This is a genomic window from Bacteroides acidifaciens (assembly GCF_024623065.1).
GTDB classification, from domain to species: Bacteria; Bacteroidota; Bacteroidia; order Bacteroidales; family Bacteroidaceae; genus Bacteroides; species Bacteroides acidifaciens.
Genome location: NZ_JANJZR010000102.1, coordinates 1 through 11,778, shown reverse-complemented (window position 1 = coordinate 11,778; position 11,778 = coordinate 1). Strand labels below are relative to the sequence as shown.

Annotated in this window: 13 protein-coding genes and 3 pseudogenes; 8 read left to right on the top strand and 8 right to left on the bottom strand. The window is 42.1% G+C overall.

From position 1 onward, the window contains the following. Window positions 1-185 precede the first annotated feature (185 nt). Window positions 186-1,337 (bottom strand): ISAs1 family transposase, encoded by a 1,152-nt coding sequence (locus NSB03_RS18565; RefSeq protein WP_024988584.1) that lies wholly within the window; start codon window positions 1,335-1,337, stop codon window positions 186-188. Window positions 1,338-1,513: 176 nt separating this feature from the next. Then, a pseudogene (locus NSB03_RS18560) lies at window positions 1,514-1,826 on the bottom strand (glutamate decarboxylase); the annotation flags it as partial. 82 nt (window positions 1,827-1,908) lie between these two features. Between NSB03_RS18560 and NSB03_RS18555 the strand changes: the two are divergent. Together NSB03_RS18555 and NSB03_RS18550 are read left to right on the top strand one after the other, a co-directional pair. After that, window positions 1,909-2,106: pseudogene (locus NSB03_RS18555) on the top strand (MFS transporter); the annotation flags it as partial. A 17-nt stretch (window positions 2,107-2,123) separates the two neighbouring features. Beyond that, window positions 2,124-2,216, top strand: a pseudogene (locus tag NSB03_RS18550) (DMT family transporter); the annotation flags it as partial. Between the two features lie 80 nt (window positions 2,217-2,296). Here the strand turns inward: NSB03_RS18550 and NSB03_RS18545 are convergent. The 3 genes from NSB03_RS18545 to NSB03_RS18535 all read right to left on the bottom strand — a co-directional run bounded on the left by NSB03_RS18545 (window position 2,297) and on the right by NSB03_RS18535 (window position 4,538). After that, window positions 2,297-2,689 (bottom strand): HIT family protein, encoded by a 393-nt coding sequence (locus NSB03_RS18545; RefSeq protein WP_024988581.1) that lies wholly within the window; start codon window positions 2,687-2,689, stop codon window positions 2,297-2,299. Between the two features lie 51 nt (window positions 2,690-2,740). Beyond that, window positions 2,741-3,205 (bottom strand): transcription elongation factor GreA, encoded by a 465-nt coding sequence (gene greA / locus NSB03_RS18540; RefSeq protein ID WP_024988580.1) that lies wholly within the window; start codon window positions 3,203-3,205, stop codon window positions 2,741-2,743. A 181-nt stretch (window positions 3,206-3,386) separates the two neighbouring features. Then, entirely contained in the window at window positions 3,387-4,538 is a 1,152-nt protein-coding gene (locus NSB03_RS18535; RefSeq protein ID WP_024988579.1) for a DUF4369 domain-containing protein, read from the bottom strand. A 194-nt stretch (window positions 4,539-4,732) separates the two neighbouring features. On the opposite strand from NSB03_RS18535, the gene pnp reads away from it, so the two are divergent. Continuing rightward, window positions 4,733-6,859, top strand: a complete 2,127-nt coding sequence (pnp, locus tag NSB03_RS18530; RefSeq protein WP_121767386.1) for a polyribonucleotide nucleotidyltransferase — start codon at window positions 4,733-4,735, stop codon at window positions 6,857-6,859. Window positions 6,860-6,955: 96 nt separating this feature from the next. Here the strand turns inward: pnp and NSB03_RS18525 are convergent, their stop codons facing one another. Then, window positions 6,956-7,285 (bottom strand): HU family DNA-binding protein, encoded by a 330-nt coding sequence (locus NSB03_RS18525; protein ID WP_024988578.1) that lies wholly within the window; start codon window positions 7,283-7,285, stop codon window positions 6,956-6,958. Between the two features lie 354 nt (window positions 7,286-7,639). Here NSB03_RS18525 and NSB03_RS18520 point away from each other — a divergent pair, with 354 nt between their 5' ends. The 4 genes from NSB03_RS18520 to NSB03_RS18505 all read left to right on the top strand — a co-directional run bounded on the left by NSB03_RS18520 (window position 7,640) and on the right by NSB03_RS18505 (window position 9,545). Further along, on the top strand, window positions 7,640-7,909 hold the full coding sequence (locus NSB03_RS18520) for a zinc ribbon domain-containing protein (protein WP_024988577.1): 270 nt from the start codon (window positions 7,640-7,642) through the stop codon (window positions 7,907-7,909). Between the two features lie 8 nt (window positions 7,910-7,917). Further along, complete coding sequence (locus NSB03_RS18515; RefSeq protein WP_024988576.1) at window positions 7,918-8,526, top strand: DJ-1/PfpI family protein; 609 nt, start codon at window positions 7,918-7,920, stop codon at window positions 8,524-8,526. A gap of 186 nt (window positions 8,527-8,712) precedes the next feature. Next, window positions 8,713-8,913, top strand: a complete 201-nt coding sequence (gene dmpI, locus NSB03_RS18510; protein ID WP_024988575.1) for a 4-oxalocrotonate tautomerase DmpI — start codon at window positions 8,713-8,715, stop codon at window positions 8,911-8,913. A 59-nt stretch (window positions 8,914-8,972) separates the two neighbouring features. Beyond that, on the top strand, window positions 8,973-9,545 hold the full coding sequence (locus NSB03_RS18505) for a DUF2651 family protein (protein ID WP_024988574.1): 573 nt from the start codon (window positions 8,973-8,975) through the stop codon (window positions 9,543-9,545). A gap of 63 nt (window positions 9,546-9,608) precedes the next feature. Here the strand turns inward: NSB03_RS18505 and NSB03_RS18500 are convergent, their stop codons facing one another. Further along, entirely contained in the window at window positions 9,609-10,502 is an 894-nt protein-coding gene (locus NSB03_RS18500) for a radical SAM protein (protein ID WP_024988573.1), read from the bottom strand. A gap of 135 nt (window positions 10,503-10,637) precedes the next feature. On the opposite strand from NSB03_RS18500, the gene NSB03_RS18495 reads away from it, so the two are divergent. Further along, entirely contained in the window at window positions 10,638-11,003 is a 366-nt protein-coding gene (locus NSB03_RS18495) for a winged helix-turn-helix transcriptional regulator (protein WP_121767389.1), read from the top strand. Window positions 11,004-11,413: 410 nt separating this feature from the next. On the opposite strand, the gene NSB03_RS18490 is transcribed toward NSB03_RS18495, so the two are convergent. Then, a complete protein-coding gene (locus NSB03_RS18490; protein WP_159102162.1) occupies window positions 11,414-11,569 on the bottom strand; it encodes an HU family DNA-binding protein in 156 nt (51 codons plus the stop codon). Window positions 11,570-11,778 lie beyond the last annotated feature (209 nt).

Genomic DNA, 11,778 nt, shown 5'->3' with positions numbered 1-11,778 from the left:
TTTGTTAGTAATTGGTTATGCCGCAAAGATATGCTGGGTTGCGATGCGTGTCAAGGCGGAAAATAGAATGGTTACTTACGCCAGCGCAGCCAAGCGGCTACACCACCCAACATACATGCTTCGGAAGAACCGATAGCCAATGCGCCGGTATTCCAAGTCTCTTTTTCCAGAGCAGGGCAAACGCATTATATTTTTATCTTATTTAATAGTTTGAACAAATATTCATCATTCCATCCTGCGTTTTTTCTTTTGGCTGCTACACTGCCCTTTGTTTCATCTTGTTTGATGATATAAAGGGCTATCTTATTAATTAAAGAAAAATTTTGCGCAGCATTACCTACTTTCCTTCCTGCGTCTTCTCTAAACGATACGTCTAACTGCCAATGTAGCCTGTTTTCTATATCCCAATGCGATCTTATAGCCTCTGAAATTTCTTTCGGTTTTAGCCCTAGTGAAGTAATGTAATATCTTTTTTCTACGGAAAGTTTTTTAGTGGCTACCTCCAGTCTTTCGGTACTAATTCTTACGATGGACTTGACCCCCTCAAATTTATCTTTCAGCATTGATTCCATAATCTTTCCCGGGCTATAAACCAGACATTCACGAGTCTCAATTCTCCCATGAGAAACCTCCTCTGTGACATATTTTCCATAGTGTGAACGGTATACCGGCCGATCAATATCAACACCATCCATCTCGTCTAGCCAGCGTTCCACATCCATTAACCTGTTTTTTTGATTGGCCTTTAATGCCAGAATATAGTCTGCATTATTTTCTATTATTACTTCGGCAATATCTGTTTGGCATGCAATAGCATCAATTGTCACTATGCAATCCTGCAAATCCAGAGATTTTATAAGAGAAGGAATAGCAGTGATTTCATTGCTTTTATCATCTACTTTTACCTGCCCCATACTGATTCCATTGGAAACAGCCCAGGCACTAACCATATGAAGCTTAAATCCTTTTTTGCCAAAGGGATTGTCTTTGCTGCACTTACTTGCTCCACGAAGCATTTTACCGTCTATAGCAACAACCCCTTCATACTTACCACAAAGCTCAGATACCCAATCACGAAAGACCAATTCAAAATAACCGGGTTTGAGTAAACTGAAAAAACGATTGAAAGTGTCATGACTTGGGATCTTTACTAAATCAGGAAAACGACGTTTAAAGAAGTCAAACTTACAAATACCGAACCGTTCTATTTCATTCCAACTTTCACTTCCACAGATTACAGCACACAAGGCTATATAAACGATGACTTCCAAAGAGTGTTCTTTTTTTCGGTCAATACGAGGATCTTCAAGTTGTTTACAAAGACTAATTAAGCTCATTTTAGGGTTTATTTTTGTTTAAATTCAATACAACAAAAATACAAATAAATAGTTAATATACAAAATATTAATAGATTAATAATAAGATAAATAATGAAAATGAAATATAGATAATAGTTGACTAATTAATAGACAAAATATAATGCATCTGCCCTGTTTTCCAGAGAGTTCCACTAATTGGCTACGATATTGATGCATTTACCGTTCATCACTGCGATACGCGGATACTCTGTTTCATCAATGTAATTGATATTGATGGTCTCGTTCATCAGTTTGGTGGCATATTCATCCATGTAGGTGGTAACGAAAGTAGCCAAGTTCAATCGGTGTTGAGTCTGGGCGAATGTTTTGTCTTTTACCATTTGATAAGCGACTTCAGGAGTTGTCGGTCTTATCAGGTATTTTCTCCACCGGAGCGGGTTGTGACATTCTGTCTGAACCAAATACATCAGTTTTTGCATCACCTTTTCTGAAATTTAAATTTTTCATACTTAATTTATTTTTTAAGGTTTAGGGCGATGGGAATTTTTCCCGTCAAATTCCCCACAACAACAGCGGATGGTTTTCAGAACAATCAACTATAGATGTCGGAACAAGCAAATATGGTATGCATGTAAAACGCTTGTTGCAATTGATGCTTTTTTATGGAGTTATAACCTATATCGTATTGGCTGTCATCTTCAATCTACCTTTTATGATGGAAAAACATCATTTCTCCAGTGGCAATTCGGGATTGATGATTTCACTATTTTTCTTGGCGATTATTGCTTTCCTTATCCTCGGGCAGGATCGGATCGTTTCAGTTGGACGCAGATGTTTGCTGTCATTTTTATCTGTATCGGGGTATATTTGGTTGAGGTAGCCGAGAGCAAAGAGTGACAAAAGTTTCTCGTTTCAAAGCATGGAATAAAAAAAGAGCGCCCTTCACAGAACGCTCTTGCTTATTTCGTCATCATGTTTTATAGAGAGGAGTTGATTGCTTGTGCTATCGACTTGAATTCTTCATCCGACAATTTCAGCTTCGGATTCGAGAACAACATATCCGATTCTTTCTGGATAGGAATCAAATGAATGTGTGCATGAGGAACTTCCAGTCCGATAACAGCTTCGCCCACCTTCCGGCAAGGAAAAGCTTTTTCGATAGCACGGGCCACTTTCTTTGCAAATACATGCATTGCAGCCAAGTCTTCATCGCTCAAATCGAAAATATAGTCTACTTCCTGTTTGGGCACTACCAATGTATGTCCCTTTACCAACGGATTGATATCGAGAAAAGCAAAAAACTTGTCGTTTTCCGCTACCTTGTAGCAGGGGATTTCGCCTGCGATGATTCTACTGAATATTGTTGCCATAACTTGTATTGATAAAATAAGGCAAGCCTCATACGAAGACCTGCCTTTCTGTTAAATCGATATGTTTACTATTTCCAATGCGATTTTACCCTGTGGAACGGTAATTTCTGCTACTTCACCTACCTTCTTGCCAAGCAGACCTTGTGCAATCGGGGTGTTAACGGAAATTTTTCCTTCTTTCAGGTTAGCTTCGCTTTCAGAAACGATGGTATAAATCATTTTCATTCCATTCTTTACGTTCTTCAGCTCTACTTTATTTAAAATCTGTACGGAATCAGTTTTGAGTTTGGACTCATCAATGATTTTGGCATCTGCGATTACTGTTTTCAGTTTGTTGATACGCATTTCCAACATTCCTTGTGCCTCTTTGGCTGCATCGTATTCTGCATTTTCCGACAAGTCTCCTTTATCTCTGGCTTCGGCTATTGCCGCAGAGATCTTCGGGCGTTCCACTGTTTCCAGTTCTTTTAGTTCCGCCATCAGTTTTTTGTAACCTTCTTCTGACATATAAGCCATGATGTTTTCCTCCTTTAATTGTTTTAAATGGTCATATAAACAAAAAAGAATTCCAACATGAGTCATGTTGGAACCCTCTTATCATTATTTCTTTGCAAAGATAGCCTTTTAAGTGATACGTGTCAAGTGAAAAATGATGCTGTGTAACATATTTAAAAGAAATATGCTAAATTATAACAACTTAAAGCAATGACTTGACAGCTGCTTCCAAATCTTTGATATCTTCACCACGAAGTTTCAATTCGTTGTTGCGGTTAATCAAAAAGACAGATGGAACCTGACGGACATTATATACGGCTACGTTTGTAGAATACACTCCGTTTCCATCGCGTACGCATACCCATGGAAGATTGTCTGCCGATGTTTTCCAGTAGTGTTCGTCTGCATCAAGGGATACCTGGTAGATTTCCAGTCCCTGTGAAGCGTACGCATTATATAGTTCGCGAAGCATCAGGTTGTGAGGAGCTCCGGCGGGCGACTGGAATACGGAGAAGTCGAGCAATACGACTTTGCCTTTCAGGTCGGTCAACTTACGTATGTTTCCTTTCACGTCGCGCAGGGCGATGTCAATGATGCCGGTTTCTACAATTTTATCCTGGGGAATCTCCAATGCTTTTGCTTGCGGCTGGCGCGTATTCTTCATACCTTTGATTACAATATTATAAAGGTTTTTGGAGCGTACGGCATTCGGGAATGTATTGTTGAGGCTCGTAGCAACGGCCGCGAAACACTTCACGTCATCTTTATTGTTCAACGGGTCGAATATCAAGTAGTTGTTGAGCTTCTGGAATAAGGCAAAGTAAGCCGCCGCCGTGTTGGGAGCGGCGAAAATATAGTTTACTTTTACATCTTCCTTGTAATTGTTGAGCAATATTGCCAGGCTGTCTTCAAACACATCATGCCCCATTCTGTTGCTGCGTAAAGCTGCCAGCAAGTCGTCCACCTCTTTTTGAAGGCGGATCTGTTTCTGTGTTAATTCTTTTATCTTGTTGCTGTTTTCCGAACCTTCCACTGTATAAGTGGTAGAGAAATCTACATACGGCGCCTTAATCTGAATCGTTTCGATAGAGTCTACAGAAAAGTTGATAACTTTGTCGTCCACCCGCAAGCGATAAAATTCGGGCGACTCGGGACGGGGTTGTTTGAAACTGAATGTACCTTCCCCTTTCAGTTTGACCGAATCGAGTGGAACAATACCTTCCAGACCGGAAGCCTCGAGATAAAGCATTTTACCATCGGCTCCCGATACATCCCCGTTCACCTGGAATTTAGGGCCGGAACTACAAGCTGTAATAGTAAGTGCGGCGAGCGCTGCAAAAGTAACTTTTTTCATATAGTGTGTTGTTTACGGGATGCAAATATACTTCTTTTCGAGATTAGTCAAAGCATTTTGCCGGGTTCTTCATCCTAATTTTGAAAAAAAATCAGTCCGTAACTAACTTTTTACCTCATTCCCACCTGATTACAACGATAAATGTATATCTTTGCAGGAATTTTGAAAGAAAAAGTATAGATAAAACAATTTTTATGATTAACCCAATTGTTAAGACGATCGAGTTGCCTGATGGAAGAACCATCACGCTTGAGACGGGAAAGTTGGCAAAACAGGCAGACGGTTCTGTAATGCTACGCATGGGAAACACCATGTTATTAGCTACTGTTTGTGCCGCTAAAGATGCAGTTCCCGGAACAGATTTTATGCCTTTACAGGTAGAGTACAAAGAAAAATTCGCGGCATTCGGCCGTTTTCCTGGTGGTTTCACCAAGAGAGAGGGTAGAGCTTCTGATTATGAGATTCTGACTTGCCGTCTCGTTGACCGTGCTCTCCGTCCTTTATTCCCCGATAATTATCACGCAGAAGTATATGTAAACATCATCCTCTTCTCGGCTGATGGTATAGATATGCCGGATGCATTGGCAGGACTTGCCGCTTCAGCAGCGCTTGCCGTTTCAGATATTCCATTCAACGGACCTATCTCTGAAGTACGTGTGGCACGTATCGACGGTCAGTTCGTTATCAATCCTACTTTTGAACAACTGGAAAAAGCTGATATGGACTTGATGGTAGCCGCTACTTATGAGAATATCATGATGGTAGAAGGTGAAATGCACGAAGTATCCGAGGCAGAATTGCTGGAAGCAATGAAGGTGGCTCACGAAGCTATCAAAGTTCATTGCAAGGCGCAGATGGAGTTGACTGAAGAGGTTGGTAAAACCGTGAAACGTGAATATGACCACGAAGTAAACGACGAAGACTTGCGTAAAGCAGTCCGTGAAGCATGTTACGACAAAGCATATGCGGTTGCCGCTTCGGGAAATAACAATAAACATGAGCGCTTTGCAGCTTTCGACGCTATCTGTGAAGAGTTCAAAGCCCAGTTCTCTGAAGAAGAGCTGGAAGAAAAAGCTCCTTTGATTGACCGTTACTATCATGATGTGGAAAAAGAAGCTATGCGCCGTTCTATTCTTGATGAAGGCAAGCGCCTCGACGGTCGTAAGACTACTGAAATCCGTCCTATCTGGTGTGAGGTTGGTCCTCTGCCTGGTCCTCATGGTTCCGCTATCTTTACTCGTGGTGAAACTCAGTCACTGACTTCTGTTACGCTGGGTACCAAGCTCGACGAAAAGATTGTTGACAATGTTTTGGAACACGGAAAAGAACGTTTTCTGTTGCATTATAACTTTCCTCCTTTCTCTACAGGTGAAGCAAAAGCACAACGTGGGGTAGGCCGTCGTGAAATCGGTCACGGTCACTTGGCTTGGCGTGCTTTGAAGGGACAGATTCCTGCTGACTATCCGTATGTAGTACGTGTGGTTTCGGATATCCTCGAATCCAATGGCTCTTCTTCTATGGCTACCGTATGTGCCGGAACATTGGCATTGATGGATGCCGGTGTGAAGATTAAGAAACCGGTATCAGGTATCGCTATGGGATTGATTAAGAATCCGGGGGAAGAGAAATATGCCGTATTGTCCGATATCCTCGGTGACGAAGACCACTTGGGTGATATGGACTTCAAAGTGACCGGAACTAAAGACGGTATTACCGCTACTCAGATGGATATCAAGGTGGACGGTCTGTCTTACGAAATTCTGGAGCGTGCTTTGAATCAGGCAAAAGAAGGACGTATGCACATCCTCAATAAAATCACAGAAACAATCGCCGAACCGCGTGCTGACTTGAAAGAACATGCTCCTCGTATCGAAACGATGACAATTCCTAAAGAATTCATCGGTGCTGTGATCGGTCCTGGCGGAAAGATTATCCAAGGTATGCAGGAAGAAACTGGTGCTGTGATTACTATCGAAGAACTCGACGGTATGGGGTGCATCGAAGTTTCCGGAACAAACAAGAAATGTATTGATGATGCGATGCGCATGATTAAGGCAATCGTTGCTGTTCCTGAAGTAGGTGAAGTGTACAAAGGTAAAGTTCGTTCTATTATGCCTTACGGTGCGTTTATCGAATTCTTGCCGGGCAAAGACGGTTTGCTGCACATTTCCGAAATTGACTGGAAGCGTCTTGAAACTGTAGAAGAAGCCGGAATTAAAGAAGGTGATGAAATTGATGTAAAATTGATTGATATTGATCCGAAAACAGGCAAATTCAAACTTTCACGTAAAGTGCTATTGCCGAAACCGGAAAGAAAATAAGAAAATGATTCGGATGACTTTCATAAGCCATCTTGAAGATATGAAAAAAGAGAGGGAACCGACTACAAAATCGGTTCCCTCTTGTTTTAAATGAATTTATGTACTTATTTTATGCAGCCGGATCGGGTGTTCCACCGTTGTTTCCTTCTCCGTTTCCTGGCATTCGCTGCTGAGCCCCGGACGGAACTGTCCGAAGTCTCCCAACTGTATGGAGATTCCTTTTCTCAGATTGAGGTTCAGCGTGTCAATCAACGCATCGAGCACAAACTTCACTGCACCGCTGGGCACCATACCGATTTTGGTGATTTCTTCGCACAGCTCCTTGAAATTCATGTTGTTGGTGATGAAGTTCTGTGCTACATACTTTTCTACTTTTTGGGTGCCGAACCCAACTTTTCTTTTTCTGACAACATAACGTACTGCCATAATTCTTTCTGTCTTTTAATAGTTAGTTAATCGTTTTTTTTGTTTTGTGATCACGGTGCAAAGGTAAACCCAATAATTCTCCTGACTAAGCAAAAAAAACTAAAAGTGCGTGTATAAGTTTTCGAGGAATTTGTACCTTTATATATTGTCATGTTTTTGCGATATAAAGGGAGGCTATTAGTTGGTTTATGCAGTATCTGATTCGCGGAAATACAAAAAATACTGATAATCTGTTGAGTATCGAAGATTATGATTAACTTTGTGGTCGGATTGGCGTATGCCGATTTGCGCTGCTGCAAACTTAGCGCTTCTGTATTTATAAACCGCTCCATCGGAGCATGAAGGAAAATGACAATGGAAACGAAATTCTGCCAAAGTTGCGGTATGCCGCTGACCGATGACAACAAAGGAACGAGTGCCGACGGCACTCAAAACGAAGATTACTGCATCTATTGCTATAAGGATGGCAAATTCACTCAGGCCATGACTATGGAGCAAATGATTAACCACTGCGTTCAGTTTACTGACGAGATAAACAAGCAGTCTGGGCAGAACTTGACACAAGAACAGGCAAAAGAAATGATGCGTCAATTCTTCCCCCATCTCAAACGCTGGAAAAAATAATGAAGTCTATGAACAACGAAATTCTGTATATTCTTTTACCTGATTATGCCGCACATGAGGCGGTGTATCTTTCACAGGCTATCGCCTCCGACGAGTTTGCTCTGAAAGAAAATCCGAAGTATGTCAACAAGGTTGTCGCTCCGACAATGGATGCTGTTAAATCCATCGGTGGTTTCCATACTGTGCCGGATTATTCGTTTGAAACGATGCCCGATGATTATGCGGCACTCGTACTGATTGGCGGTTTCGGATGGAGTACCCCTGTGGCTGATAAAGTTGTTTCTATTGTCGGGCGAGCTATTGATAAAGGCAAAATTGTCGGCGCAATCTGCAATGCTGCATCGTTTATGGCAAAGCATGGATTTCTCAATACAGTAAAGCATACAGGCAATGGATTGGAACAACTGAAACTATGGGGCGGTGACAGTTATACCAACTTTGATGGATATGTCCATGCTCAAGCTGTGAGTGATGGCAATATCGTGACAGCCAACGGCTCTGCGACACTTGAATTTGCCAAAGAACTACTTATACTGTTTGAAAACGACACGCCGGAGCGTATCGAGATGTACTATCAGTTCAACAAACAGGGTTTCTGCGACTTATTTCCGGGATAATTATATCCTTGCACAGTTCACAGTTGTATTTATCGAATTTGTGTGTGAAACGCTCCAACCGCTTGGTGAAGTTCGCAGCATAAAATGATGGGCAATTATGTCATTTACGTTAACGGAAATGGAGCGGTTGGGGCTTTTTATCAACAGGTCATCAATTGGGGCTCATGTATTTTATAAATTAGAATTATGCCATACATATCAATAGAAAGCGGAGCATTGACCTCCGAGCAGAAGAAAGAACTTATCGAACGATTGACAACAACAGCCTCTGAGATAACCAATATCCCAGCGCAGTTCTTCACGGTCACAATCAAAGAATTGCCGGATGAAAACTTCGGTATCGGCGGCAAGCCAATAGATGAAATCAAACGCAACTACAAGCCATGAGCCTTATGGAACAATGTTATAGGAAATATATTTGTTGGCTGTGTGTCACAATAGTAGTAATGTTTGTTCTGCCCTTTGCCGTAGCACGTCTTTCTTCCGAATGTTCCGGCATGGCATTGTGCTTAATGCTGTTCTTCATCATCAATCCAATCTATTCAGCAATACTTGGTTTCAACTGCGGCAAAAATATACGTCGGATGTGGAATCTTCCGTTGGTGTCCTCAATAGCTTTTCTTGCCGGGACATGGTTATTCTTTGACATAAAGGAGATATGGTTTCTGATATATGCCACTGTATATCTTGTCATTGGATTGTCGGCTATGGGAATAAGCAAATATGTTGACAAGTCAAAAAAGTCTTTTCCTTTTTCTGACACTCCAAATACAGCGGTGATTACCTGTACCCATATAGTGGATGACAAAGAACCGATATTGTTTGTCTCGCACGATGAAGACGACGGAATGTGGCAATTTCTTTGTGGTAGAGAACATAGCGATGATGACGCCAAGATTGTTTCTTTGAAATATGTGTTTGAATTAGACCATACAATCGGGGTGTTGAAAAATTTGCCTTGTGGCTATTGTGCAGAAAGGGAATCACTGAATGATAAGTGGAGAATATCTCAGCAATAGTTTTTTCAATCACGAAAAGAGCCTACCCGAAATGAGTAGGCTGAAAGACGGGATAGGTGTCTGTCACAGATGCCATATCCTGTCGCGGTAGGCTTTCAACTCCTTCTCAGGGAAGGATGCGATAGCCTTATCAAATTCCGTGAGGATAGCCGCCTTGTCATTCGGCAATACCCCGGTTATCGGTACTGTATTGGAAACGTGGTGGCCGAGTAAGTTGGTCTTTATTTTCAGCCGTTCTATAAGTGTCCGCATCTCCGCAAGACGCTCAATTTCCGGTTCTTCTTCGTATGTTCCGTTAATCACCTCCTGATATAGTTGTGATTCCGGGAAGATTGTCAGCGATACAATGTTGATGATGCAGGGATGAAGCTGGTTCAGCACATTGGCGGTCGCTGTTGCGCTTGCCATACCATTGCCTTTTCCTCCAAGTCCATTCAGATAAAAGACATTGTAGTGTATTCCTGCTTCGTCGAGTTTGGTAAGTTGCTCCAAAATATCGGAGGCACGGTAGCCCTTATTCATTCGGTCAAGTGTCGGGTCATGGGCTGTCTCGATGCCGATATTGATACTGTCGAGTTTGAGGTGGTGGAGATTTTTCAATTCCTCCACCGATTTTGGCGTGATGTCGGTCACACGGGCAAACATTCCAAAAGATACCATGTGAGGCAGATACTTGCGGAGCAGCAATGCCACATCTACTAACTTGTTGTAGCTCAATGCGAATGGGTTAGCACCTGTGAGATAAACCCGTCGGGCGCGAGGCTGCCATTGACGTATCACTTTCAAATCTTCCTCAACCTCTGAAAGTGGCGACATACGAAACGGTGTGCCGTGGTAGAGACTGCAAAACTTGCATTTGTGCCATGTGCAACCAGAGGTCAGTTGCAGAAGCTGCGAATTGGCTTCGTATGGCGGTCGCCATACCTGGCCTGAGAAATGGAGTTGTGGATGTATCATATCTCGATTGTTTTTGTTAATTTTACAGCGCAAAATTAGGTGAGAATCAGCGGTAAAACAATAACTTACCGATTGGTTTGACCCTTACCGAAAAGTTTGTTTTGCACAAAACCAATAAGTTCCGACATCGAGAAAATGGCAAAAAAATTAGACTATGAATATTGCAAGGCCGCTCCCATGCTTGAATGGATGGGCAACAAATGGGCTTTGGTGGTGCTTCTGAAAGTTTCGGAGAATGAGCCTGTGCGGTTCAATGAGCTTTATCGGAACATCCCGACCATCTCAGAGAAAGTCCTCTCCCAAGTTCTGCGCCAATTATACACTGATGGTATTCTTGACCGTCAGCTCTATCCCGATGTTCCTCCGAGGGTCGAGTACTCGGTCTCTTATTTCGGCAAGACGCTGTTGCCACTTGTCCAAAACCTTATAGACTGGGGGCGCGAGAATTTCGACACGATAATAAATAATCGAAAACGTATCAGTAACGACAAAACGGACTAATCATGAGTAATCCGATAGTAACTGTAATAAAGCCAAGCATTGGACTGCGTCCGTATATACGTTATTATTGGGTACTGAAATATCGGGATTCGACATTGGAAACAGGAGTTTGAATGAAGTTGCCTCGCGGATTTTCGATTGTGCAAGCACACATCAATGTGTTAAGCACATTGAGAATTGGCTCTTGTCAAAGTTGAACTGCCGCCTACATGACACCCTGAATTTGAAAGAAATAGCCGCAGTTGTGGGTTGTTCTTGATTTTATGGATATTAGTGAGGTGGGGAATGTGTAATAAGATAATACAGCCTGATAATATTGCTTGGTTGATTGCCCTTCCCGTAGCGTTCTATCACTCCCTGTTTGATAAGCCGGTTCAGGTCGTCCACCGCTTGTTTTGCCTTTCGTCCTGTCAGGCAGCTGTAGTCTTTGCGTGTGAGGCAGGGATACTGTGCGAAGTGTTCGTTGACACGCCGCAAGCATTCGTCACGATAAGCGGGTAGAGGGGCTGTTGTTCTCCAGTTTTCCTCACGTCCGGTGCTTCTTTCAAATCATACTGTAGACTCATGGCTCTTTCTTTTTTGTTTTTATTCGGATTCTTTTTCCGTTTCTTGTGCAGGATGATTACCAAATTCGAAACATGATTCATTTTTCTTATAAGTATCTATTCATTTCCTAGACAGAAAATGTATACATTCTTAGAGCTTGTTTAAATTCTCTTCAGTCATAATATTATAGCTGATATTTCAACTTACCCCGGCTCTTCTTGTCGCGTCC